The organism is Aeromonas sp. Y293-4 (assembly GCF_027705905.1).
GTDB lineage: Bacteria > Pseudomonadota > Gammaproteobacteria > Enterobacterales > Aeromonadaceae > Aeromonas > Aeromonas veronii.
In genome coordinates, this window is sequence record NZ_JAPDCI010000012.1 from 118,908 (window position 1) to 143,833 (window position 24,926).

General features: G+C 59.9%; 25 protein-coding genes. 14 read left to right on the top strand and 11 right to left on the bottom strand.

The window, feature by feature from the left end; translation table 11 throughout:
* Positions 1–843, bottom strand: coding sequence for a LysR family transcriptional regulator (locus OKC31_RS14500; RefSeq protein ID WP_005339957.1), 843 nt, complete (start codon positions 841–843; stop codon positions 1–3).
* Positions 844–985: 142 nt separating this feature from the next.
* On the opposite strand from OKC31_RS14500, the gene OKC31_RS14505 reads away from it, so the two are divergent.
* The 6 genes from OKC31_RS14505 to OKC31_RS14530 all read left to right on the top strand — a co-directional run bounded on the left by OKC31_RS14505 (position 986) and on the right by OKC31_RS14530 (position 9,030).
* Positions 986–1,708 carry an SDR family oxidoreductase gene (locus tag OKC31_RS14505; RefSeq protein ID WP_194494923.1) on the top strand — a complete coding sequence of 241 codons (723 nt, stop codon included), beginning with the start codon at positions 986–988 and terminating at the stop codon, positions 1,706–1,708.
* A gap of 88 nt (positions 1,709–1,796) precedes the next feature.
* Positions 1,797–2,120, top strand: coding sequence for a hypothetical protein (locus tag OKC31_RS14510; RefSeq protein ID WP_005339955.1), 324 nt, complete (start codon positions 1,797–1,799; stop codon positions 2,118–2,120).
* Positions 2,121–2,166: 46 nt separating this feature from the next.
* Positions 2,167–2,598, top strand: a complete 432-nt coding sequence (locus OKC31_RS14515; RefSeq protein ID WP_005339953.1) for a DUF411 domain-containing protein — start codon at positions 2,167–2,169, stop codon at positions 2,596–2,598.
* A 234-nt stretch (positions 2,599–2,832) separates the two neighbouring features.
* Entirely contained in the window at positions 2,833–4,986 is a 2,154-nt protein-coding gene (locus tag OKC31_RS14520) for a S9 family peptidase (RefSeq protein WP_247823815.1), read from the top strand.
* A 413-nt stretch (positions 4,987–5,399) separates the two neighbouring features.
* Positions 5,400–6,371 (top strand): TAXI family TRAP transporter solute-binding subunit, encoded by a 972-nt coding sequence (locus OKC31_RS14525; protein ID WP_270657104.1) that lies wholly within the window; start codon positions 5,400–5,402, stop codon positions 6,369–6,371.
* Positions 6,372–6,474: 103 nt separating this feature from the next.
* Positions 6,475–9,030: a TRAP transporter permease gene (locus tag OKC31_RS14530; RefSeq protein WP_019444684.1), complete on the top strand. Its 2,556-nt coding sequence runs from the start codon at positions 6,475–6,477 to the stop codon at positions 9,028–9,030.
* 520 nt (positions 9,031–9,550) lie between these two features.
* Here OKC31_RS14530 and OKC31_RS14535 read toward each other — a convergent pair.
* Positions 9,551–10,804: a phospholipase D-like domain-containing protein gene (locus tag OKC31_RS14535; RefSeq protein WP_270657106.1), complete on the bottom strand. Its 1,254-nt coding sequence runs from the start codon at positions 10,802–10,804 to the stop codon at positions 9,551–9,553.
* 73 nt (positions 10,805–10,877) lie between these two features.
* Here OKC31_RS14535 and OKC31_RS14540 point away from each other — a divergent pair, with 73 nt between their 5' ends.
* Positions 10,878–11,054, top strand: a complete 177-nt coding sequence (locus tag OKC31_RS14540; RefSeq protein ID WP_005339947.1) for a hypothetical protein — start codon at positions 10,878–10,880, stop codon at positions 11,052–11,054.
* Here OKC31_RS14540 and OKC31_RS14545 read toward each other — a convergent pair.
* The 3 genes from OKC31_RS14545 to tatA form a co-directional block, all read right to left on the bottom strand.
* Positions 11,032–12,453: a lytic transglycosylase F gene (locus OKC31_RS14545; RefSeq protein WP_139732153.1), complete on the bottom strand. Its 1,422-nt coding sequence runs from the start codon at positions 12,451–12,453 to the stop codon at positions 11,032–11,034. The two genes, OKC31_RS14540 and OKC31_RS14545, sit on opposite strands and share 23 nt — an antisense overlap.
* 228 nt (positions 12,454–12,681) lie before the next feature.
* Complete coding sequence (locus OKC31_RS14550; protein WP_247823813.1) at positions 12,682–12,984, bottom strand: YfcZ/YiiS family protein; 303 nt, start codon at positions 12,982–12,984, stop codon at positions 12,682–12,684.
* A gap of 16 nt (positions 12,985–13,000) precedes the next feature.
* Positions 13,001–13,162 carry a twin-arginine translocase TatA/TatE family subunit gene (gene tatA, locus OKC31_RS14555; protein ID WP_005339944.1) on the bottom strand — a complete coding sequence of 54 codons (162 nt, stop codon included), beginning with the start codon at positions 13,160–13,162 and terminating at the stop codon, positions 13,001–13,003.
* Positions 13,163–13,438: 276 nt separating this feature from the next.
* Here tatA and OKC31_RS14560 point away from each other — a divergent pair, with 276 nt between their 5' ends.
* Positions 13,439–14,407, top strand: coding sequence for a LysR family transcriptional regulator (locus tag OKC31_RS14560; protein ID WP_005357635.1), 969 nt, complete (start codon positions 13,439–13,441; stop codon positions 14,405–14,407).
* Positions 14,408–14,483: 76 nt separating this feature from the next.
* Here OKC31_RS14560 and OKC31_RS14565 read toward each other — a convergent pair whose 3' ends face one another.
* Entirely contained in the window at positions 14,484–15,083 is a 600-nt protein-coding gene (locus tag OKC31_RS14565) for a YhgN family NAAT transporter (RefSeq protein WP_013724175.1), read from the bottom strand.
* 99 nt (positions 15,084–15,182) lie between these two features.
* Entirely contained in the window at positions 15,183–15,428 is a 246-nt protein-coding gene (locus tag OKC31_RS14570; RefSeq protein WP_005357633.1) for a YecH family metal-binding protein, read from the bottom strand.
* Between the two features lie 209 nt (positions 15,429–15,637).
* Here OKC31_RS14570 and OKC31_RS14575 point away from each other — a divergent pair, with 209 nt between their 5' ends.
* Positions 15,638–16,921 (top strand): dicarboxylate/amino acid:cation symporter, encoded by a 1,284-nt coding sequence (locus OKC31_RS14575; protein WP_247823812.1) that lies wholly within the window; start codon positions 15,638–15,640, stop codon positions 16,919–16,921.
* Between the two features lie 11 nt (positions 16,922–16,932).
* On the opposite strand, the gene OKC31_RS14580 is transcribed toward OKC31_RS14575, so the two are convergent.
* Entirely contained in the window at positions 16,933–17,247 is a 315-nt protein-coding gene (locus tag OKC31_RS14580; protein ID WP_005339933.1) for a putative signal transducing protein, read from the bottom strand.
* 9 nt (positions 17,248–17,256) lie between these two features.
* Positions 17,257–18,159: a LysR family transcriptional regulator gene (locus tag OKC31_RS14585; protein ID WP_247823811.1), complete on the bottom strand. Its 903-nt coding sequence runs from the start codon at positions 18,157–18,159 to the stop codon at positions 17,257–17,259.
* 96 nt (positions 18,160–18,255) lie between these two features.
* Here OKC31_RS14585 and OKC31_RS14590 point away from each other — a divergent pair, with 96 nt between their 5' ends.
* Positions 18,256–19,308 carry an HlyD family secretion protein gene (locus tag OKC31_RS14590; protein WP_021231553.1) on the top strand — a complete coding sequence of 351 codons (1,053 nt, stop codon included), beginning with the start codon at positions 18,256–18,258 and terminating at the stop codon, positions 19,306–19,308.
* Complete coding sequence (locus tag OKC31_RS14595) at positions 19,308–20,861, top strand: DHA2 family efflux MFS transporter permease subunit (protein ID WP_204382284.1); 1,554 nt, start codon at positions 19,308–19,310, stop codon at positions 20,859–20,861. The genes OKC31_RS14590 and OKC31_RS14595 overlap by 1 nt, the downstream gene beginning before the upstream one ends.
* Positions 20,862–20,939: 78 nt before the next feature.
* On the opposite strand, the gene OKC31_RS14600 is transcribed toward OKC31_RS14595, so the two are convergent.
* The gene (locus OKC31_RS14600; protein ID WP_005339927.1) at positions 20,940–21,566 is read right to left on the bottom strand and encodes a lysoplasmalogenase; all 627 of its coding nucleotides are present in this window, start codon (positions 21,564–21,566) and stop codon (positions 20,940–20,942) included.
* Positions 21,567–21,741: 175 nt separating this feature from the next.
* Here OKC31_RS14600 and OKC31_RS14605 point away from each other — a divergent pair, with 175 nt between their 5' ends.
* The gene (locus tag OKC31_RS14605; protein ID WP_005348505.1) at positions 21,742–21,897 is read left to right on the top strand and encodes a hypothetical protein; all 156 of its coding nucleotides are present in this window, start codon (positions 21,742–21,744) and stop codon (positions 21,895–21,897) included.
* Positions 21,898–22,107: 210 nt separating this feature from the next.
* Here the strand turns inward: OKC31_RS14605 and OKC31_RS14610 are convergent, their stop codons facing one another.
* Complete coding sequence (locus tag OKC31_RS14610; RefSeq protein ID WP_139438688.1) at positions 22,108–23,226, bottom strand: fatty acid desaturase; 1,119 nt, start codon at positions 23,224–23,226, stop codon at positions 22,108–22,110.
* A gap of 147 nt (positions 23,227–23,373) precedes the next feature.
* On the opposite strand from OKC31_RS14610, the gene fabR reads away from it, so the two are divergent.
* Entirely contained in the window at positions 23,374–23,994 is a 621-nt protein-coding gene (gene fabR, locus OKC31_RS14615; RefSeq protein WP_005339921.1) for an HTH-type transcriptional repressor FabR, read from the top strand.
* A 19-nt stretch (positions 23,995–24,013) separates the two neighbouring features.
* Positions 24,014–24,379, top strand: a complete 366-nt coding sequence (locus OKC31_RS14620; RefSeq protein WP_005339919.1) for a YijD family membrane protein — start codon at positions 24,014–24,016, stop codon at positions 24,377–24,379.
* The last annotated feature ends 547 nt before the right edge of the window (positions 24,380–24,926 follow it).

The following is a 24,926-nucleotide window of genomic DNA, read 5'->3' on the forward strand; positions in this document are numbered from 1 at the left end:
TCAGGAAGCGCCATAGCCTGCCAACTCGGGGATCAGCTCCCGCAGCGCCGGATTGAGGGTCTGGTGGGCGGGATAGCAGAGCCCAATCCGGCGAAACATCCGCGGCCCGCTCACCGGCAGGGTACAGAGCCCCGCCTCATCCTCGACCAGCCCGTCCGGCAGAAAACTGATGCCGACCCCCGCCAGCACCAGCGCCATCACCAGCCCCTTGCTCTCGGCCTTGGCCACCAGATTGAGGGTAAGGCGGTCACAGGCCAGCAGGCCGATAGTCTGCTGATGGGCTTCGCAGGGCGGGCACTCAATAAAATCATAATGTTGCAGCTCGGCCAGCTCGATCCTTTCGCGACTGGCAAGGGGATGGTCGACCGGCACGCAGAGCACGTAATCCTCCTCCCACAGCGGCAGGAAGATCTCGTCCTCCCGGCGCAAGGCATCCAGCGTCAAGCGGCAGTCGGCAGGTGTGGTGTAGTCGGAGAGGGTGAGATCCAGCTGCGGCAACACGCGCTGTACTTGCTGCAGCAGCCCGGCCACCCGGCGGCGACTCAAGTCCGGCATGATGGCGATATTGAGCCTCGCACGCGTCGCTTTCTGGCGAAACAGCTCCGGCAGACGGCGCGCCTCCTCCACCAGCTTGACCGCGTGGGGATAGAGATAGTGGGCCGGATCTTTCGCCACCACCCCCTTCTTGCCCCGGACAAACAGGCTGTCACCGAGCGCCTCTTCCAGCTGGCGCAGTCCCGCCGAGAGGGAGGGCTGGCTGACGTGGCAGCGCTCGGCCGCCGCCGTGATGTTCTTCTCTTCATAGATGGCGATGAAGAAACGCAGCAATCTCAAGTCCAGCATAAACCAACCATAGTTTTTTCAGATGATAACCAGCGGAAAACAATATTTATCACTTATAGATGCAGTGACTATAGTGATTGGGTTCCGTGCTGGCCAGCCACCTGTTTGCTCAAACCGACTCTTGAATCAGAAGGAAAGACCCATGTCCCAATCTCTCGTCGTGATCACCGGTGCCTCCGCCGGGATCGGTGCCGCCATCGCCCGTGCCTTCTCTGCTGCCGGTCATCCGCTGCTACTGCTGGCCCGCCGGGTCGAGCCGATGCAGGCGCTGAATCTGCCCGATACCCTCTGCATCGGGGTCGATGTGACCGACACCGCCGCCATGAAAGCCGCCGTCCAGCAGGCAGAAGCCAAATTTGGCCCGGTCGGCTGCATGGTCAACAACGCCGGTGTCATGCTGCTTGGTCAGGCAGATGTGCAGGATCCCGCCGAGTGGCAGCAGATGCTCAACATCAACGTGATGGGGGTACTGAACGGCGTCCACGCAGTGCTGGCAGGCATGAAGGAGCGCCGCAGCGGCACAATCATCAACATCAGCTCCATCGCCGGTCGCAAGACCTTCCCGAATCATGCTGCCTACTGCGCCACCAAGTTCGCAGTGCACGCCCTGACCGAGAACATCCGGGAAGAGGTGGCCGATGTCGGCGTGCGTATGGTGACCATTGCCCCGGGTGCGGTCGAGACCGAGCTGCTCAGCCACACCACTGACGAGAGCATCAAGGCCGGTTACCACGACTGGAAAGATCAGATGGGCGGCGTCATTGCACCGGAAGTGATCGCCGATGCCGTGCTCTACGCCTGGAACCAGCCTGCCAACGTCTGCGTGCGCGAGATCGTGCTGGCGGCGACCCGTCAGCAACCTTAATCTGCGCTGACTGACACCATGGGGAGGGCTTGACCCTCCCCCGGGGCACAGGGTTACCATGTGCCCCTTATTTTTTCCGAGTCATTCCATGGTTCTCACCCGTCGCCAACTCGCTCACGCCCGTCGCTGGCTCCCCTTGTGGAGTCTGGTGCTGGTGTTGATGTCGTTTGGCAGCCGGGCCGCAACCGACCTCTGCACCCTGACTACCCACTGCAGCCAGAGCGAGCGTACCCTGGAAAAGGCGATGCCCTGCGGCAGCTTTACCACCGCCCTCTCGATGACGCTGGTAGGCAGCGACAGCCTGACGGTCGCCGTGCTGGAACCGGATACCCCCGACTTCGCCTCCCCCTCTCTCTTTATGCCGGACGCTCCGTGCGAGCGGCTCGAACGTCCCCCACGCACCCGGATCTGAAACGCATCCCGTATCGGGCATCTTTTCTTTCAATCTGAGGTGAGTGATGTACAAACCCCTGTTACTGGCCATGCTGGCCGGTACCGTCAGCTTTTCGGCTCTCGCGGCCGAGAAGATGACCGTCTACAAATCCAAATATTGTGGCTGCTGCCAAAGCTGGAACGAGCACATGGAGCAGAATGGCTTCGAACTGGAGGTCATCGAAACCGAACAGCTCGGCGCAGTGAAGCAGCAATACGGTATCGCGCCGGAACTTGCTTCTTGCCATACCGGTATCGTAAATGGCTATGTGATCGAGGGGCATGTACCGGCCGCCGATGTACAGAAGCTGCTCAGGGAAAAACCGGCGATCCGTGGCCTGACCATTCCGGGCATGCCTCAGAGTGCGCCGGGCATGGATATTCCGGGCCATCCCTATGAGGTACTGAGTATCAGCAACGAGGGCGCGACCAACCGCTGGTCGAGCTACCCCGGCTGACGAAAACTGGCCATGAGAGGCCACTCCCATATCATGTGAGGCACACCTGAGCGGACTCTTGCCGCTCATGGCCAGAAAGAGGGCCGCTATCGCGAGATAGCGGCTTTTTTTGATTACATTTCCTGCAATAACAAGGGATTGCTTGCAACCACCGGCAACAAGGGGCAGATTTAACGCCAATTCATGGAGCCGATGCTCAGGTCTACCAACCCTTTCCAGCGCCAAGGATGCGACATGTTTACCTTTTCCCGAGGAGTTCTGCTGCTAGCCTTTCTGACAGTTCTCCCCCCCACTTATGCCAATGAAGAGCCCGCCATGCTGACAAGCGAACATCCAATCCAGCCGCCCGTGGCCGCCAAACATCCCCGCACTCTGAAAAAACACGGGGATACCCGCATCGACAACTACTACTGGCTGCGTGACGACGAGCGGCAGAAGCCCGAGGTGTTGGACTATCTCAAGGCCGAGAACGCCTATACCGAGGCCATGCTCAAGCCGACCCAACCCCTGCGCGAACAGCTTTACAAAGAGATGGTCGCCCGCATCCCCCAGCAGGATGAGTCGGTACCCTATGTGAAGAATGGCTACCGCTACCAGACCCGCTATGAGCCGGGCAAGGAGTACGGGATCTACTCGCGCACCAAGCTCGGTGAAGAGCAGGCGAGCCTGCTGCTCGACAGCAACCTGCGGGCTGAAGGGCACGAATTCTATGCCCTCGGCGCCCTTGAGGTGAGCCGCAACAACCGCTGGCTGGCGGTAGCGGAGGATTATCTCTCCCGCCGCCAATACAAGATCCAGTTCCTCGACCTGGATAGCGGCAAGTGGGCCGCCGACACGCTGGAGAACACCTCCGGCAATCTGGTGTGGGCCAACGACAACAAGACCGTCTTCTATGTGCGCAAGCACCCGCAGACCCTGCTGCCCTATCAGGTCTATCGCCATACGCTCGGGACGGATCCGGCCACGGACAAGCTGGTCTATGAAGAGAAGGATGACTCCTTCTACATCAGCCTCTACGCCACCACCTCGGAAGACTTCATCGTCATCGCCCTCTCCAGCACCACCACCGGCGAAGCACGGCTGATCGATGCCAACCAGCCGGAGCACGCCCCACGCCTGTTCCTGCCCCGTCAGGTGGATCACGAATACAGCCTGGATCACTACCGCGGCCGCTTCTATGTGCGCTCCAACAAGGACGGCAAGAACTTCGGCCTCTACGAGACCAAAGAGAGCCCGGTCGATCGCTGGAAAGCGGTGATTGCCCCCAATCCGGAGGTACTGCTGGAGAGCTACGCCCTGTTCAAGGATTGGCTGGTACTGGAAGAGCGCAACAAGGGGCTGACCCGGCTGCGCCAGATCAACTGGCAGAGCGGTGACGAGAAGGAGATCGCCTTCGACGATCCCGCCTATGTCACCTGGCTCGCCTACAACCCGGAGCCGGATACCAGCGCCCTGCGCTATGGCTACTCCTCCATGACAACCCCCGCCTCCACCTATGAGCTGGATATGGCTAGCGGCCAGCGCACCCTGCTCAAGCAGCAACCGGTGGCCGGCTTCAAGGCCGACCAGTACGCCAGCGAGCGGCTCTGGGTGACCGCCCGCGACGGCGTATCAGTGCCGGTGTCGCTGGTCTATCGCAAGGACAAGTTCAAGAAAGAGCAGGCCGATGCGCCCAAGAATCCGTTGCTGGTCTATGGCTACGGCTCCTACGGCGCCAGCATGGATCCCGACTTCAGCAGCTCGCGCCTGAGCCTGCTCGATCGCGGCTTCGTCTACGCCATCGCCCATATCAGGGGTGGCGAAGAGCTGGGCCGTCACTGGTACGAAGATGGCAAGTTGCTGAAAAAGCAGAACACCTTCAATGACTTCATCGATGTCACCAAGGCGCTGGTTGAGCAAGGCTACGGTGCCAGGGATCAGGTCTACGCCATGGGCGGCAGCGCCGGTGGTCTGCTGATGGGGGCCGTCATCAATCAGGCGCCCGAACTCTATCGCGGCGTGGTGGCGCAGGTGCCGTTCGTCGATGTGGTCACCACCATGCTGGACGAGTCGATCCCCCTCACCACCGGGGAGTATGACGAGTGGGGCAACCCGAACCAGAAGCGCTACTACGACTACATGAAGAGCTACAGCCCCTACGATCAGGTGAAGGCGCAAGCCTATCCCAACCTGCTGGTCACCACCGGACTGCACGACTCGCAAGTGCAGTATTGGGAGCCCGCCAAGTGGGTCGCCAAGCTGCGCGAGCTGAAAACGGATGATAACAAGTTGTTACTGAACACCGACATGGACGCCGGCCACGGCGGCAAGTCGGGCCGCTTCAAAGCCTACGAGGATATCGCGCTGGAATACGCCTTTATCCTGGATCTGGCCACCCCGGCCAACTGATCTCTCATGACTCCGGCCCTTGTCATTCAAGGGCCGCATAAGAATCCTCTCGTAGTTTTTCCCTCTTCCATTTCCCTCCATATCAAATTAATCTTCGGCAAGAAAATGAATGATCGAGGTCATGTTTCTCAAGATTTAACTCCGCTATTTTGCCATTTCGTTTGATTTATGTTGGGTGAATGTGCTTAATCGGAGTGCTTGCAACTTTTTATTTGGCCCCTCAGGGGCCAATTTATCTTCGACCGACAGGAGGTCGGTAGCCTCACCACAGGATGAGGGTGACTGCCGGAAAGGGGGTGATCAACTCCCCCGCTTTCGCGCAACGAGAAGAGCGGGCAAGCCCGGCGCAGAACGGGATTGCCATCAATTTATCCGGGGATCGGATAAACAAAATCAAAGAAAAGGGAGAAAAAATGAAAGGATTAACTTTGGCATGCGCCCTGTCGGCGGCTCTGGTCGGTGTCTCATTCGGTGGTCCGGTACAAGCGCAGGAGCGCTTCGTGACCATAGGCACCGGCGGTCAGACCGGCGTCTACTATGTCGCTGGCCAGTCCATCTGCCGCTTCCTCAATCGCGGCGCCGCCGATCACCAGATCAAGTGCAACGCCCCGGCCAGTGGCGGTGGTGTTGCCAACGTCAACGGCATCCGCAGCGGTGAATTCAACTTCGGCATCATGCAATCCGACCACCAGTTCAAGGCGATGAAGGGGCTGCCACCGTTTCAGGCCGAAGAGGCTATGGACGACATGCGCGCCGTCTTCTCCCTGCAGAGCGAGGTGTTCACCATCCTGGCTCGCCGCGATGCCAAGATCGCCAGCTTCGACGACCTGAAAGGCAAGCGCGTCAATATCGGCAACCCGGGCTCCGGCCAGCGTGACACCATGGAAGAGATCATGGCGGTCAAAGGCTGGAAGAAGGGTGACTTCGGTCTGGTCTCCGAGCTGAAGCCGGCCGAACAGGCCTCCGCCCTCGGTGACAACAACATCGACGCCATGAGCTACTTCGTCGGTCACCCGAACGGCGCCATTCAGGAAGCCTCCACCACCACAGATGCAGTACTGGTACCTGTGACCGGCGCCGACATCGACAAGCTGCTGGCCGAGAAGAGCTACTACAGCAAGGCCGAGATCCCGGGCGGCATCTACAAGGGCAGCGACAAGCCGACCCCCTCCATCGGTGGCAAAGCGGTGCTCTCCACCAGCGCCAAAACCGATCCGGAAGTGGTATATCAGCTGGTCAAGTCGGTGTTCGACAACCTGGATCGCTTCAAGCGCCTGCACCCTGCCTTTGCCGACCTGAAAGAGGCCGACATGATCAAGGTGGGTCTCTCTGCACCGCTGCATGAAGGGGCTGCCCGCTACTACAAAGAGCGCGGCTGGCTCTGATTGAAGGCCCCGGGGCCTTTGTCACTCTCTTCGACACCCGTCTGCCGCCTGATTGCGGGGGCGGGTGTCGCTCTTGTTGTACTCGTTGGCACAAGTTAACCCTATGCAAGATAAACAACTCTCTACCGAGGAACTGATCGCCCAAGATGTGGGCGCTCGCCTGCCGCTGGGCATCATGGGCTGGCTCATCACCGCACTGGCGCTGGCCTGGTCCCTGTTCCAGCTCTGGATCGCCTCGCCACTCCCCTTCATGGTGGGGTTTGGCGTACTCAATGACACCGAAACCCGCTCCATTCACCTCACCTTTGCCCTGTTGCTCGCTTTTCTGGTGTTCCCGGCATTTCGCTCCTCGCCGCGGGATCGGGTTCCCCTCGGCGATATCGCCCTCGGCCTGATCGCTGCTGGCGCCGCCTCTTACCTGTTTGTGATGTATGAAGCACTGGCGCTGCGTCCCGGCACCCTCACCACCGCCGATCTGGTAACCGCCTGCATCGGCATTCCGCTGCTGCTGGAAGCGGCGCGCCGCGCCCTGGGGCCAGCACTGGCGGTCATCGCCATCGTCTTTCTGATCTACAGTCTGGCGGGCCCCTGGATGCCGGGACTGCTGGCACACCGCGGAGTAGGCTTTACCGCGCTGGCCAACCACCAGTGGATCACTACCGAAGGGGTGTTCGGCATTGCCCTTGGCGTCTCCACCAGCTTCGTGTTCCTGTTCGTGCTGTTTGGCGCCCTGCTGGAGCGGGCCGGCGCAGGTCACTACTTTATCCAGCTCGCCTTCAGCCTGCTCGGTCACCTGCGCGGCGGCCCGGCCAAGGCGGCAGTGGTCGCCTCCGGCCTGACCGGCCTGATCTCCGGCTCGTCGATTGCCAACGTGGTGACCACCGGCACCTTCACCATCCCGATGATGAAGAAGGTAGGCTTCAGTTCAGAGAAAGCGGGGGCGGTCGAAGTGGCCTCCTCGGTCAACGGCCAGATCATGCCACCCGTGATGGGGGCCGCCGCCTTCCTGATGGTGGAGTATGTGGGCATCCCCTATGTGGAGATCATCAAGCACGCCTTCCTGCCTGCCGCCATCTCCTATATAGCGCTGCTCTACATCGTCCATCTGGAAGCGCTGAAACTGGGCATGCAGCCCATCGGCAACCATCAACCCAAACCCTGGCTGCGTCGCCTGACCGGTTTTGCCTTTGGCGCGGCCCTCATCAGCGGCCTGTCACTGGCGGTCTACTATGGTCTCGGCTGGCTCAAACCTGCGCTGGGTGACTACGCCCTGCCGGGGATCTCGGTACTGCTGGCTGCCACCTATGTGGCCCTGTTGAAGATCGCCGCCAGCAATGAACCGCTGCCTGCCGAAGATCCCGACAAGCCGCTCACCGAGCTGCCCAACACCCGCGCCGTGCTGCTCTCCGGCCTGCACTTCCTGCTGCCGGTGGTAGTACTGGTATGGTGCCTGATGGTGGAACGCCTCTCGCCGGGGCTGTCGGCCTTCTGGGGTACCGTGATGCTGGTGATCATCCTGCTGACTCAGCGCCCGCTGCTCAACTGGCTGCGCAAGGACGGCAAGCACGACTACGGCACCGTCGCTGACGGCGTGGTGGATCTGCGGGAAGGGCTGGTCGCCGGTGCCCGCAACATGATCGGTATCGGCATTGCCACCGCCACAGCGGGAATTATCGTGGGTGCGGTCTCCCAGACCGGGGTTGGTCTGGTGCTGGCTGATCTGGTGGAGTTCCTCTCCATGGGCAACCTGCTGCTGATGCTGCTGCTCACCGCCCTGCTGAGCCTGATCCTCGGCATGGGGCTGCCGACCACTGCCAACTACATCGTGGTCTCCAGCCTGCTGGCACCAGTGGTAGTGACGCTGGGGCAGCAAAACGGGCTGATCGTGCCGCTGATCGCGGTGCACCTGTTCGTCTTCTACTTCGGCATCATGGCGGATGTGACGCCGCCTGTGGGGCTGGCCTCCTTCGCGGCAGCGGCTGTCTCCAAGGGCGATCCCATCAAGACCGGGATCACCGCCTTCTACTACAGCCTGCGTACCGCAGCGCTGCCGTTCCTGTTTATCTTCAACACCGACCTGCTGCTGATCGACGTGGACTTCGCCCACGGCGTGCTGATCTTCATCGTGGCGACCATCGCCATGCTGATCTTCGCCGCCGCCACTCAGGGCTGGTTCCTGGTGAAGAGCCGCTGGTACGAGAGCGTGCTGCTGTTGCTGGTCGCCTTTACCCTGTTCCGCCCGGGTTTCTGGATGGACATGGTGCACGACCCCTATCGTGAGACCCCGCCTGCCCAGCTGGCCCAAACCATGGGTGAAGTAGAGGCGGAGAGCACCCTGCGGCTGCGGATCCTCGGTGAAGATGCGGTGGGCAAGCCACGCAAGTTCACCCTGCTGGTCGCCGTACCGGATGGGGCAAATGGCGAAGAGCGGCTGGCCAATCTGGGGCTCAGTCTCTATGAGCAGGACGGCAAGACGCTGATCGACAACGTCGCCTTTGGCAGCCCGGCCGCCACCATGGGGCTGGAGTTCGATCAGGAGATCCTCACCGTCAAGGCGCCGACCGAGCGCTGGACCAAGGAGTGGATGTGGATCCCGGGCTTCCTGCTGTTCGGGGTGATCGTCTGGCTGCAGCGTCGCCGCAGCGTCAAGGCCGGTTAATCCACCGGGCAGATGAGACCGAGGGCCGCTATTGCGGCCCTCTTTTTATTGCCCTGCCCTCTGCGGCTCTTGCGATGAGCAACAGTCATGGAAAAGGTAAACGGTGGCGAGCGGCCAAAAAAGTGGGGTGACATGTCCATGTCACCCCCTCGCAAATAGCATGTTCCATATTGGAGTCCGGCCGCGCCGGGTCTCTGTTTCACTTTCCGATAGTTCGCGACCCATCTGAAGTGAGCGCCAATTGCAGCGATGCAACTGGCCAGCAACCCGTTACAACCTTCGTCCACACGGCAGACAAGCCGCCGTGTTTGTCCTTGCAACTGAAATATTACGCAGAAAAACAAAATAAAAAACGTTTTTATGCCTATTCCATTCACATCAGAGTACAAAAAACAGCCTTATCATCACCAACAAATTGTTATAAAACAGTAAGATAGGTTCATGCATGGTTATTCACCCGCAAAGGGCATCAGCAATGGCTTACAAGGCTTTGCGAGATCTCGCACAAAAAATGGCCGCCTCACAGCCAACGGCGCAGGGGCAACCAGTCGCTAAGGCGGGCTATCAGTCGCCTTGACCACCCTTCGGGTTTGCGCGGCAATCCACCCGCCTGCTCCTGCCAGTGAGCCAGCCACGTTCGCAGCGCCTCGCAGATCGGCGGGCAGTGCAGATGCAGCATCAGTTCGGTATTGAGAAAGAGTGAGCGAGGATCGAGGTTGAGGCTGCCGAACAGCGCCCGCTCCTCCCCCAGCAGGATCAACTTGGCGTGCAGGCTGCCGTGGCCATGGTCAAACTCGGCGACCCGGATCCCTTGGCGCAGCAACCAGCCGAGATAACGCTGATAGGCACCATAGACCAGTGGCACATCGGTGCTGGCCAGCGAGTTGGTGAGAATGTCGATGGCGATCCCCTGCTGGCTCAGCCGCGCCAGACGGTGCCGGAACCCGCGGGTCAGGATGAGGTAAGGGGTCACCAACCCCAGCGAGCCGGGATTGTCATCCAGCTGGCGCCAGAGCTGACGGGCGGTGGTGGGACGGGAGATCAGCCCCTTGCCGGGACGGTCGAACCACACCTCGGCCCGCCCTTCATGCCACTGCAGCGGCAAATCGCGCTCGTCAAACAGCGCCGCAGGCAGATCGTAGACCGTGGCCACCGCCGGATCCGTCATGGTGAACAAGAAGTCGTTGACCACCTCTATTTCGGCGGGCAGCAGCTCGCGGCGCAGCAGATGGCGGATGGGATGACTCCAGCGGCTGTGCCAGAACTGCTCGAACCCCTGCGCCATCTGCTGACACAGGCCCCCCTGACAGACGAGATCGAGATCCACGAAGGGAGCTTGCGGATCCAGACCGAAGTAGCGATCGCCGATGTTGCGCCCGCCGATCAGCGCCAGCTTACCATCCACCAGCAGCAGCTTGTTGTGCATCCGGTGGTTGATGCGGCGAAAGCTGAGCAGCCCCTCCAGCAGCAGTGACAGCGGGCGCCAGCCCCGCAGCCAGAAGGGGTTGAACAGCCGCACCTCGATCCCCGGGTAGTGAGCCACCATTTCCAGAAAGCGGTTGTCACCGGCATAGAGATCATCCACCAGCAGCTGCACCTTGACGCCGCGCCGAGCGGCGTGGAGCAGCTCGCTCAGCAGCAGCTTGCCGCTGCTGTCCTCTTCCCAGCTGTAGTACTGCGCCTGGATCCGCTCGCGGGCATGACGGATCCAGTGGCAGCGCACCTTGAGCGCCAGCAGGGGATCGTCGATCAGGGCAAAGGATCCGGGGATCATGGTGTCATCCTGCTGTCATGGCCGGGTGTCATAACGCTGGCGAGCCTCTTCACATATTCAAAAGGAGTTGCTGATGGAACTGCATGATACCCCGATGTTGCGCTATCTGGGCCAGCTCAGCCAGCCAGATCTCATCCCGGCCACCGGCCCTGCTCACTGGTTTTTGCAACACAGGGACGGTGGCTGGCAATTGCCGACCGTGCAGGCGACCCTGCCGGTCAACCGGCTCAGGGCTGAGCCGCTTCGATAGCGGCAGCCTTGCCCTCGATCTGGGGCAGGCTGAAACGATAGGCCACGTAGTACTTGTAGATGGTGCCGACATAGTTGATCGGCCCCTGTCCGACTTCGTTGGCCACCAGCTGATCCACGTTGCCGAACCAGACGTTGGGATCGAGCCCCAGCTTCTCCGCCTTGCCTCGCAGCGCCTGCACCCGGTTTGGCCCGGCGTTGTAGGCGGCGAGGGCAAACAGGTGGCGGTTGAGCCGATCCAGCTTGGGATCATTGAAGTAGGTATCGAGGATCAACCGCATGTAGCGGCAGGCGGCCTCCACATTTCCCTCCAGCGTGGTGAGTCTGGCGCCGTTGATGCCGACTTCCCGCCCTGTGCTGGGCAGCAGTTGCATGAGGCCCACTGCCCCCTTGGGCGAGCGTGCCTTGGGATTGAGGCCGGACTCCTTGTAGCCAAGCGCCGCCAGCATCAACCAGTCGAGATCGTATTGATTGGCGTACTTCTCCAGCACCTTGCGAATGGTCGCGAGGCGCCCCATAGGATCCGGCGCCAGGATATTGCTCATCTGATCGCTGCGAACCAGCAGCCGGCGCAGGGTCATGTCGCTGTAAAGGCTGTTGCGGCTGACACTCGCCAGATAGCCATTGACCGCCTTGAGCAGCTCGGGGCTGTTCTTGCGTAGCGCCCAGGCGCTGGTGCCGTTGCTGCGCAGGGGGATCAGCTTGTGGGCCTTGAGGCCGGAGATCATGCCACCCAGCCAGATCCGCCCCTTGTAGCTGTCAGTCACCGTCAGGGGAATAATGCCGGCGGCCACCATCTCCAGCAGATCGCCATCCTGCAGGTATTCGGGCACCGTCTCGATATAGACGGGGGGCAGCCCCAGCTCGCGAAACAGCCAGTTGAGCTGACGCAGACTCTCGTAGTAGCTGGAGCTGGCGCGCACCCAGACCCGCCTGCCGGAGAGCTGGGTAATACGACTGAAGGCGGGCAGGCTCTGCTGGCTTACCACCCACTCCTCAATGAATGAAATGAGCGGCCGGGAGAAGGCTACCTGTTCACGCCGGGTCGGGGTCACCGTCATGGTTGCCGCCACCAGATCGCCACGCCCTTCGGTCAGATAGTCCAGCAGCTTGTCTTGGCGCACCGGGATGTAGACCACCTTGAGTTTGACCTTCTCTTTGGCGAGATAGGTCTTGTTCAGCCAGCGTTCGAACCCTTGCAGCTGATTGACCAGAATGCCGTACTGGGCGCCGCGATCGAGAAAATAGAAGCCGCGCTCATAGACCACCAGCGCCCTGAGTTCGCGCTTTTGCAGAATACTTTCGAGGTCACCGGGTTGGGGCAGACGCTGTGGCTTGAGTTCAGCCGCCAGCAGGGGAAAACAGCAGAGGGCCAGCAGCGCCCAGATCCAGCGTCGCATCACGATGGCTGCCCCTGTGCTGAGGTCACGCCTGCTGCCTGTTGGCAGCACGGATCACGATAGAGGGTGGGATTGGGGGCAGAGATCCATCGCTGCGTCATGATGTTTACGCCTTCTGTTGGCCGACTCGCGCCGGGCAAAACGTCTGTGGGATAGAGTAACTATAGAACGCCGACCCACAGCAGAAGGGTCAACACGGCAGGCAAACCTGCCGCGTTATCAGACAACTCAGATAGAGCGGGCCCGCATTTCGAAAATCAGTTTTTCAGCGGTGCAGGTGAATTGCAGGCGGGCTTTCAGGATCACGCCGTTGGCGCCCTGGGTCAGTTCGCTGCTCACTTGAGCTTCGGCAGTGACCTGTTTGGCCAGTGCTTCATAGGCAGCCAGCTTGGCGCGGGCATCCGCCTCGGCCGCGGCTTGAATCACCAGATCCATCACATCGTCGCCTTCGCCGATGATGGTGCCGATCTCGGCAAAACAGCCGCAGCTGTCACAGGTTTCGTTCAGTTCAACTTTCTCGTCTACAGACATTTTCTACTCCTACTGCTTATTTCGGATGATTTGCGTCGTCACGCATCGCCTTGCGAAAATCTTTGATGGCAGTACCCAGATCCTCACCTGCACTGGCAAGACGCTTGCTGCCGAAGACCAGCACAACGACCAGCAAGAGGATCAGCATATGCCAGATATGAATTCCACCGAGTCCCATAGGGATACTCCCTCACAAAGAGATATCTGTTACTTGTATCAAAATAGAGCGCAGGGATTGTTGGGCAAAATCAAGGCAGGTGCAAGTGAGCAAATAAATCATAGCCAAAAAATAGGGCGACCCAAAGGTCGCCATATTGATTGTGCTACATGTCCCCTCAACCGCTACATCCTGTACCAGTGGTTCATGCGAACCTGAGACCATTCGAGGATAAGATCGCCAAGATATGAAAACAAATGGTATAAATTCATCTTAGAATTGAAGAGGATTCATATCATGCTGCTGGAACAACTGGGTCGCATCGACCTCAATTTGCTGATTATCCTGCAGGTACTGCTGGAGGAGCGCAACGGCAGCAAGGCGGCACGCCGCCTTCATCTGAGCCAGTCCGCGGTCAGTAAAGCCCTCGGCCGTCTGCGCGATACCTTCAATGATCCCCTCTTCATCCGCTCTGCCTACGGACTGGAACCCACCGGCCGTGCCCTTGCACTGCAGCAGCAGTTGCAACCCATCCTGCTGTCGCTGGATAACCTGATCCAGCCGCCCGAGTTCGACCCCGCCAGCTCCGAGCGAGAGTTCGTCATCGCCAGCATGGACAGCGCCTTCACCCTGTTTGCCCCGCTCTACCTGAGCGAGCTGAAGCGGCAGGCACCAAGGATCCGCTTGCGTTACGAGGAGTGGACCGAAAACAGTCTGACCGAGATGAGTCAGGGTCAGGTGGACATCGCCTTCGCGGTGCGGGAGAACTGCATCAGCTCCGATTATCGGCTCGATACCCTGCCCGACAGCATCTGTCAGCGAGTGCTGGCGGTCGATGATCTCACCTGTCTGGTGCAGCAGCACCACCCTGCGCTGCGAGAGCCCAACTGGAATCTGGAGCACTACCTCAGCTATCCCCATGTGCAGACTTACTGCGAGGGGCGGGACCGCTGGATGCTGGATCACAAGCTGGCGGAGCAGGATCTCTACCGGCGTATCGAGGCAACCGTGCCCTCCTTCGAGGCGGCGCTGCGGATGGGGATGCACTCCGACATGATAGTGACCCTCTCCAGGCTCTATGCCCGCCACGCTACCCAGGTCTATCCGCTGTTGCAGCTGCCGCTGCCCATCGGGTTGGACAGCATCTCCCATCTGCTCATCTGGCATCAGCGTCACAGCGAGGATCCGGGCCACCGCTGGCTGCGGGAGCTGCTGCTCTCCCTCATCATGAGCAAACTGGAACCTGCAGCGACCACTCACGGGTGACGGCACGCCTTCTCGGCAACAAAAAAGAACGGGGCTCTGCGTAGCCCCGTTTCATTCACTTCAAGATGTAAACCGCTCAGCCCTGACCGGTCACTGCCAGATAGTGATGTACCCCGTCCAGCAGCATCTGGACCGAGATCATCACCAGCAGCATACCCATCAGCCGCTCCACCGCAGTGAGTCCCCGCTCACCCAGCAGCTTGTTGAATACCTCGTAGAACATCAAGATCACCGCGCTGGCAGCCCAGGCCAGAAAGAGTGCCAGCGACCAGTCCACCATCCGGGTCGGCTCCTGATTGGCCAGCAGCATCAAGGAGGCGAGGATCGAGGGGCCGGCAATCATCGGGATCGCCATCGGCACCAGGAAGGGCTCCTCGCCCGCCGCCAGCCCGGTCACGCCCCCTTCACTCGGGAAGATCATCTTGATGGCAATCAGGAACAGGATAATGCCCCCCGCAATGCTGACCGCCTCCTGCCGCAGGTTGAGGAAGCCGAGGATCTGCTGACCGACGAACAGGAACAGCATCATGATGGCCAGCGAGAAGAGCAGCTCGCGCACCATCACCTTGCGACGTCGCTTGGGATCGATATGACGCAGGATAGAGAGGAAGACCGGCAGGTTGCCCAGCGGGTCCATGATCAGAAACAGCATGACTGCGGCAGAGAAAGTATCCATACAACGCCCGGGCTACGCCCTGAATAGGGAAAAGAGAGGGGGCGAAATATAGCAAAGGGCGAAGAATTGAGCGAGCGCCATGATGCGCTCGCAGCGGGATTAACCGTGGTTGCAGATCTTGTCGGCGCGGGTCTGGAAACCCTCGGCCGAGTCGATGAATTTGCCGCGGGCGGCCAGAAAGTCGATCAGCGCTTCTGCATCCATCTCGCTGGCGCTGCAGGTATGAAAACGGGCCTCGGCACCGAACCGCTCGGCCATCGCCTGTTTCAGGCTGGCACGGGTAAATTGCCCCCCTTGTGCCAACATCATCTCCATCACTTCGTGACCATGAACCGATTGCGACATCTCTCACCTCAATAATGAACATATTTAATGCCAATTAAATATCTCCCCGCCCGGAGGGATCTTGATATAGGCCAATAAATTGCGCATTTCCTGGTCAGGGGAGTGGTCACCGCCACCGCTTTGTCGATAATGTGGCAACCCGCGTCAGGGATCGCTACACTGGCGCCCCTTTTTGGCCATTGCAGACAATGTATAAGGATATTGGCGTCATGCTGTTCCATGGAGAGGCTCTCAAGCCCTGGCAGATCTGGACCCGCCGACCACTCTGGCTCAAGACCCTGATCGGCATGCTGACAGGGGTGGGTCTGGGCGTCGGCTTTGAAGAGCAAGCCCTGTTGCTCAAGCCCCTTGGCGTCCTGTTCGTCAACACCATCCAGATGCTGATGGTGCCCCTCATTTTCTGCTCGGTCATCGCCGGTCTCACCTCGCTGCTCAAGGGCAAGGCCCTCGATCGCATCGGCAGCAAGGCGATCTGTCTCTACTTCTGCTCCACCGCCATCGCCATCTGCATCGGCCTGATGATGGGCTGGCTGCTGGAGCCCGGCATGGGTGCCGACATGGGCCCCTATGAGCGGGTCGGTATGTCGGAACCACCCACCCTGGCCAGCGTGCTGAGCCATCTGGTGCCGAGTAACCCGGTACATGCGATGGTGGATGGCAAGATCCTGCAAGTGATCGTCTTTGCGGTGGCGCTGGCGGTCGCCCTCAATGCCAGCGGTCGCCGTGGCCGCCCCGCCATCCTCTTCTTCACCTCGCTGGCCGAGGGGATGTTCAAACTGACCCAGATGGTGATGGCGCTCGCCCCTTACGGTGTCTGCGCCCTGATGGCCTGGATGACCGGCAAGTACGGTCTCGACCTGCTGCTGCCGCTGCTCAAGGTGATCGGCGCCGTCTACCTCGGCTGCCTGCTGCACGTGCTCGGGGTCTACAGCACCCTGCTGCTCCTGCTGGCACGGCTCAATCCGCTGCACTACTTCAAGAGCATCGTTGACGCTCAGGCGGTGGCCTTCACCAGCAGCTCCAGTAACTCCACCCTGCCCATCAGTCTGGCCTGCGCCGAGAAGCGGCTGGGAGTCTCTCCCGCCATCACCGCCAAGGTGCTGCCCATCGGCGCCACCATCAACATGGATGGCACCGCCCTCTATCAGGGAGTGACTGCGCTGTTCGTGGCTCAAGCATTCGGTGTGGATCTGCACATGGTCGATTATCTGACCATCATCAGCATCGCCACCCTGGCCAGTATCGGTACGGCAGGTACCCCGGGTACCGGGTTGATGCTGCTGACCCTGACCCTGACGGCGGTGGGCTTGCCGCTGGAAGGGGTGGCACTGATTGCGGGCATTGACCGGATCCTCGACATGGCGCGCACCACGGTCAACGTATCGGGGGATATTCTGGTGTCGGTGCTGATCGCCCGCAGCGAAAACGAGCTGGATCTGGCGACCTATCACGATGCCAGCGCAGGGGAAGATATCGAGTTCCCGCCGCGCTAGCGGAAGAAAGCTCAGCTGTCGTGGGGATCGTGGTGACAGCGCCAGCAGACGTCGAAGTTGGCGCCGTTCTCCTCCCCGCACTGGCCGCACAGCCAGCCATTACCCTGACGCTGCTGGTAACGCTCGATGACCCGTCCTGCCTTGCTGCGATCCTCGGCCCGCACCATCAGGGTCACCTGCAACATGTCGACCGGCAGCTCGCCAAGGGCGCCTGACAGCCCCTCGCCATTGAGGCGCACCAGCACCCCTTCCGCCTCCAGCGCCCCTTTCAACGCGTGTGCCTCCAGGGTGTGTGAGGCGCGATAGAGATTGATCCAGTTATCCATAGCTCCCCCTTACAACAACTTGTCGATGCCAAACTCGGCGCCGTTCTCAATCATGAAATCGATGAATGCCCGCAACTTGCGCGGCATCAGTTGCCGCTCCGGAAACAGCAAATAAATCGGCACCCTGGGTTGCTGCCACTCTGGCAGCAGGATCACCAGCTCGCCGCTGGCCAGCTCATCCTGACAGAGCATAGCGGGTAACGAGGCCAACCCCAGCCCCGCCTTTGCCGCCTCCCGGGCACAGGTAATATTATTGACCCGAAAACGGGATGGGGGGTCAACCAGCACCTCTCTGCCATCCAGCTCGAAGCACCAATGAGAGGCGAGAAACCCGCTGCTCACCGTCACCCGCTCGTGGTTGGCCAGATCCTCCGGCCGCTCGATGACCGGACTACGGTCCAGATAGTCCGGGCTGGCACAAAGCAGCCGCCCGGTGCTCCAGAGTCGGCGCGCCGCCAGATTGGAGTCGCTCATGTCGCCAATCCGCACCACCGCATCCAGCCCTTCGCTGATGGGATCTACCACCCGGTTGGTCAGCTCCAGCTCCACCTGCAGGGCGGGATAGGCCTGCAAAAACTTGGCGACCAAGCGCCCGACCACCAGTTGCCCCGTCTCGATGGGCACCGCCAGTTTGAGGGTGCCGGTCACCTCCTGCTGGCTGGCGCTCAGCATCAGCTCGGCTTCGGTCAGGGCATCGACCGCCTTGCTGCAGTGCAGGTAGTACTTCTCCCCCTCCTCGGTCAAAGTGAGCTGACGAGTAGAACGATAGAGCAGACGCACTCCGAGCCGCTGTTCAAGCTCGGCGATGCGGCGGCTGACCATCGCCTTGGTCATCCCCAGCTCGCGGGCAGCCCCCGTAAACGAGCCCTTGTCGACGATACGCACCAGAATTAACGCGGCATTGAGATCCATTGTTGCACCAGTGAAACTGTTTATCTCGTGAACCAATACTAATCGAAACAGTTGACCAGTGTTAGCCTGCGCCCCTTAAGTTCAGGAATCACAAAAATGAGTCAACACAAAAAAATTCCCCTGCTGGCAGCCATGATATTGGCGCTGCTCGGTCTGCTGTTCGCCGGTTACTGGTATCTTCACGGCCGCTATTTTGAAAGCACCGACAACGCCTATCTGCAAAGTGAAGTGACCGGGATCAGCTCCAAGCTGCCCGGCTATATCCGCGAAGTGCTGGTCACCGACAACCAGCCGGTCAAAGCGGGCCAACTGATCGCTCGTCTCGATGATCGCGAATACAAAACCAGGGTCGCGGAGGCCGAAGCCGACCTGCGCCTCAATCAGGCGACGGCCGAAAATCTGGCTGCCACCCGCACCCAACAACTGAGCCTGATCCAGCAGGCCGAGGCCAAGGTCGCCTCCGCCAATGCCGAACAGCTGCGCGCCAGCCAGCAGGTCAACCGGATCAGTCAGCTCAACCAGCGCCACTACAGCTCGCAAGACAGTCTGGACGAGGTGCGTGCCGGCCTGCAGGTCAATCAGGCGCAAGCCCGAGAGGCCCAAGCCGCCCTGCAAGCGGCCCGTGAGCGACTGCTGGTACTGGATGCCGAGCGCAAACAGAATCTGGCCAAGCTGGCGTTGAGCGAAGCGCAACTGGAGCAGGCCAAGCTGGAGCTCGGCTACACCGAACTGCGGGCACCGGCCGATGGCATCATCGGCAAGCGCAGCCTGCGGGAAGGGCTCTACGTCCAGTCCGGCATGCAGGTCGCCAGCCTGGTGCCGCTGCAGCAAGTGTGGGTCGAGGCCAACTTCAAGGAGACCCAGCTCGCCCATATGCAGCCGGGCCAGAAGGTCGAAGTGGTGCTCGATGCCTACCCGGATCAACCGGTCGAGGGGATCATCGACAGCCTGGCTCCGGCGACCGGCGCCAAGTTCGCTCTGCTGCCGCCGGAGAATGCCACCGGCAACTTCACCAAAATCGTGCAGCGGGTACCGGTCAAGATCCGCATCCCCGAGCCGGGCCCGCTGGCAGGCAAGCTGCTGCCGGGTCTCTCCACCGAAGTGATCGTGGATACCCGCACTCCTGAGCCCGTGGTGGCTGCCAACTGATGGAACCCATTCCACGTCGCAACTGGATCGCGGTCATGGGGGGCCTTATCGGCGCCTTCATGGCCATCCTCGATATCCAGATCACCAATGCCTCTCTGAAGGATATTCAGGGGGCCCTGTCGGCCACCCTGAGCGAAAGCTCCTGGATCTCCACCTCCTATCTGGTGGCGGAGATGATCGCCATCCCCCTGAGCGGCTGGTTGAGCCGGGGGTTGAGCGTGCGCCGCTACCTGCTCTGGACCACCGGCGCCTTTATCGCCGCCTCCGTGCTCTGTTCGTTCAGCTGGAACCTCACCAGCATGATCGTCTTCCGGGCGCTGCAAGGCTTCACCGGCGGGGCGCTGATCCCGATGGCCTTCTCCCTCATCGTCACCCTGTTGCCGCTACAAAAGCGGGCCACCGGCATGGCGCTGTTCGGTCTCTGTGCCACCTTCGCTCCTGCCATCGGTCCGACCCTCGGCGGCTGGCTCACCGAGCAGATGTCGTGGCACTACATCTTCTATCTCAACGTGCCGCCAGGATTGCTGGTGATGGCCATGCTGGCCCACGGGCTTGATAAAAAACCGGTGGACTGGGCCGTGATCAAGCGGGTGGATCTCATCGGGATTGTCACCATGGCGCTTGGCCTCGGCTTGCTGGAGGTGGTACTGGAAGAGGGCAACCGGGAGGACTGGTTCGGCTCAAGCTTCATCGTGCGACTGGCGGTCATCTCGGCGGTAGCGCTGGTGTTCTTCGTCATCAGCCAGCTGATCCGCCGTCACCCGCTGGTCAATCTGCGACTGCTGCACAACCCGCGCTTCGCGCTGGCCTGCTTCGCCTATCTGATCCTCGGCATGGCGCTGATGGGATCTATCTATGTGTTGCCGCTCTACATGACCCAGATCCACAACTACAACGCGCTGGAAATCGGCGAGGTACTGATGTGGATGGGGCTACCGCAACTGCTGGTGCTGCCGCTGGTGCCCAAACTGACCCACAAGATAGACCCGCGCTATCTGGTGAGCTTCGGCTTCCTGATCTTCGCCGTCAGCTGCTTTATGAACGTCAACATGAGTGCCGACTACGCCGGGCCGCAGCTGATCCAGTCGCTTATCGTGCGGGCGCTGGGGCAGCCCTTCATCATGGTGCCGCTCTCCCTGGTCGCCACCGCCAGCCTGAGCCACGACGAGATCCCCTCCTCCTCGACCCTGCTCAACGTGCTGCGCAACCTGGGTGGTGCGTTCGGTATCGCCATCATCGCGACCCTGCTCGACAACGATACCCGCACCCACGTGCTGCAAATTGGCAGCACTCTGGCCGCCAGCAGTATCGAGGGGCAGAGCTATCTGCTGCAACTGGCCCAGAGCATGATGGCGCAGGGTTCAGGCCCCGAGATTGCTCAGCAGCAAGCCCACGCCATGCTGGCCAACACCATCAACCGGGAAGCAGCCATCATGGCCTACAACCAGGTGTTCTACATCATGGGGATCTTCCTGCTGGTCGCCAGCGGCCTGATGCTGTTGCTCAAATCCCCCGCCCCACGGGCTGCGGATGCCGAACCGCTAGAGGCGTGAAACAACGCCGGGCATAAAACGAAAAACGGGCTAATGCCCGTTTTTCGTTATTTGTTACCTGCACTCAACCAGAAGACGTTATCCCGCCAGCGACCCCGCAATCAGGAATTGCGCCGCGAAGTAGCTGCTCATCACCCAGGCGCGGGCATGGGGAAAGGGGTGGCGGAAGCGATCGAGCGCCAGCATGCTGTCGGAGAAGAGGAACATCAGCGCCCCAACCAGAGCGGCGGCAGAACCGGCAGTGAGAGAGGCGTGCCAGGCACCGGCGGCCACCCAGGCCATGCCGATGATCACCAGCATGTAGCAGAAGACCGGGATCCGCATCTCCCCAAGCTTGCCCCACAACAGGCCGAATACCATGCCGGCGATCAGCAACAGCAGCAAACCATCCACCAGATTGAGCAGCAATGGCCCTTGGGCAAAACCGACGATATAGCAGAGATGCGCGACAAGAAATGCCGCCAACCCCTGAATGAAGCGATCGCTTGGCAACATCAGCAGCACATCGCCCGCCAGCGAGAGGCAGAGGCCAAGCAGGATCCAGGCGTGGGAACCGTCGTGGTCATAACTCTGGTAGCCGAACGCCAACGCGATGATAAGCAACATGGTCAGTGGCTTGCTGATATAGAACTGGCGGCTGTCTGAACCGTAGGCAGCACGGATGTGCCACCAACCTGAAGCGATGATCAAGAAACTCAATAACATGCCCTGCTCCTCACCTGTTGCTCGCAGTCATACGGCAACCGTTTTTATCATGGTGCAGGGTAACAAATTCCCTCCCCCAGTGGCAGGGGTGCTTATCAAATGGACAGACTAAGCCTAAAGTCTAATTGCCGCACCGAGTGGTTCAGGGCATAAGTGACGGGTCTGGAGGATCACCATGGAAGAAGCTATGAAGAACTATCTGCCCGCCATCGATATCATGATGTGCCATCTGGGGATCAGCTTTGAGCAGGCCTGCGAACAACTGGGTCTCAGCCAGCAGGAGCAACAGGCATTGGATCAGCTGCAGCAACAGCAGAGCCAAGCCAACTAAGCCCTACCGTTATTGGATATCATGATGTGCCATCTGGGGATCAGCTTTGAGCAGGCCTGTGAACAACTGGGTCTTAGCCAGCAGGAGCAACAGGCACTGGATCAATTGCAGCAACAGCAGAGCCAAGCCAACTAGCTTGAGTTGAATCATAAAAGAGAAGACCGCCAGCAGGCGGTCTTCTCTTTTAGTCTCTGTGATAACCGGGCGGCATCATGCAATACCTGCCAGCAAACGACTCCAGTTGCGTTTACCAGCGATGAAGCCGTCCCGCAGGGCCCGGTACTCCAGTTGCAGCTTGAGGCGGTCATAGCGCGCCAGCGCCTTGCGCTTGCGCAGCTCCAGCAGCCGCTTGCGACTGGCGTAATAGTGTTGCAACTGCTGGCTCAACTTGTCGTACTCCTCCTGCAGCAGCGCTTGCCACAGTTCGCGATCTTCCTGCTTGCGCAACTTGGCTTGTGCCCGTTTCAGCTGCATCTGCAGCCGGGCTTGTTCGATACGCTCCTCCGGCGAGGATCTGAGATCCCCCGCCAGACCACACCAGGAGGCGAGCCGGATCAACCACTTGGTCGGATCGAACTGCCACCAGTGAATGCCGTTGCGGTAGTCATTCTCGAACAGGTGGTGAAAGTTGTGGTACCCCTCGCCAAAGGTGAAAAAAGCCAGGATGCCGTTATCGCGAGCGGTATTGCGATCGGTATAGGGCTGACTGCCCCAGATGTGGGCCAGCGAGTTGATGAAGAAGGTGGTGTGGTGAGTCATCACCATCCGCAGCACGCCCGCCAACAGCAACATGCCGAGCATATCCCCGTGCCACAGGCCAAGCAGCAGCGGCAGCCCCAGATTGGCCGCCAGTGCCAGCGTCAGATAGTGACGGTGCTGAAACGCGACCACCGGGTTGTTCTGCAGATCCCGCACATTGCTGTAATCGCCATAGCGATCTCCTTGATGCTCCCGCAACATCCAGCCGATGTGGGAATACCAGAAGCCACGCCCCGCGCTGTAGGGGTCTTTATCGTTGTCATCCACATGACGATGGTGACGGCGGTGATCGGCCGACCAGTGCAGGGCCGAATTCTGCAGCGCCAACGCACCGCCGATAGCAAACAACCACTGCAAAGCGGGGTGCGCCTTGTAGGCCTTGTGCGACCAGAGCCGGTGATAGCCTGCGGTGATGGAGAGACCACTCAGGCAGAACAACAACAGGAAACTGGCCCACTGCCAGAGATCGTAACCGTGGCTCATGCCGTACCAGGGTACGACAATCAACGCCACTATCCCGGAGAGAGAAAACAGCAGGGTATTGGTCAAAATAATGGGGGGTCTGGCCATCTCATTGCATCCTTTCAGCGAACAGCTGTTAGCCATTTTCTATGGTGATTTCCTCACGGTCAATGGTAAAAAAGTAGGATACAAACCTGACCCTGAGGCGCCTTCGGGTTATCATTTGGCCTCAATAAGCTGAAGGTGACTGATTTCGTGGGTATTCGCGCTCAACAAAAAGAAAAAACCCGGCGTACATTGATCGATGCTGCATTCAGCCAACTGTGCGCCAATCGGAGTTTCTCCAATCTCAGCCTGCGGGAAGTCGCTCGTGAAGCGGGTATCGCTCCTACCTCTTTCTATCGCCACTTTCGCGATATGGAGGAACTGGGCCTGACCCTGGTTGACGAAGGAGGTCTCACCCTGCGCCAACTGATGCGCCAAGCACGCCAGCGCATTGCCGGTGGTGGCAGTGTCATCAGCACCTCGGTGCAGACCTTTATGGAGTTCGTCGAGAACAACCCCAACATCTTCCGGCTGCTGCTGCGGGAACGCTCCGGCACCTCGGCCGCCTTTCGTCAGGCGGTGGCTCGCGAAATCCAGCACTTCATTGCCGAGCTGACCGATTATCTGGAAGCCACTACAGAAGCACCACGGGAAGATGCCTACATCCAGGCAGAAGCCATGGTCACCATCGTCTTCAGTGCCGGTGCCGATGCGCTCGACATGACCAGCGAAGAGTGCCGGGCACTCTCCGACCGAACAATTCGCCAACTGCGGATGATCGCCATGGGCGCCGAGGTACAAAACCAGAAGCGCCGTGAACCTCACCCATGACCACAGGATGGAGAACGATATGACTGAACAGCTTATGATCCCGAAAAAACCGCTCGCCATGGCCATGCTGATTGGTATCTGTGGCGATGCCTCTCTGGCCGTGCTGACCAACTCGGTTGTGCCTTTCTCCTTCTTCCCACTGATTGCCCTCTGGCTGGCGGCCTATCAGCTGTTCCAGCACTATCGCCATGAACCCATGGTGGGCAACACCCCCATCTGCACCCTGCTCTGCTTCTTTATCGGTGTCTTCGGCCACTCCGCACTGCTCAAGGTGCAATACCCGGAGCTTGGCAGCAACTTCTTCTCCCTGATCATGATGCTGCTGCTACTGGCAGCCCTCTCCATCAAGCTCGGCCTGAGCATTGGCAACAAAGAGAAGCCCTGATAAATAGACCGAGTGATGCTAATCAGCTGATAGATAAAACAAAGAGGCCTTCCCGTCGGGAAGGCCTCTTTGCTTGAACGATACCTGATTAATACGGCAATCTCGGTATTCCCAACCTAGCCAAGCTGCTGGGCTTCAAGATCGATGTGCAGATGGAAGAGGGGGTGGTCAATATGGAACTGCCCTGTAGTCAGCAAGCTCAGCAAGCGGCAGAAGGCTGATTTGGCCACCTGCAGGGTCGTTCAAATTACTGTGAATGAAACTGATAGGGCTCGGATATAGCCAGAAAATGGTGGAAATAATCGGCTATCTGGCACTCTTACTTGGCAGAGAAAAGCCAGATATTGGTGGTTTAACGCGCTAAAAATACAAAAGCCCTGTTATGAAACCGGGCTTTGTGTTGGTTCTTGCGTACAAATCTCTGGGACTTATGGGCAAGATCGCCCATAGCAAAAAGGCCTTCCCATTCAGGAAGGCCTTCAAATTAGTGGCGGAGCGGACGGGACTCGAACCCGCGACCCCCGGCGTGACAGGCCGGTATTCTAAC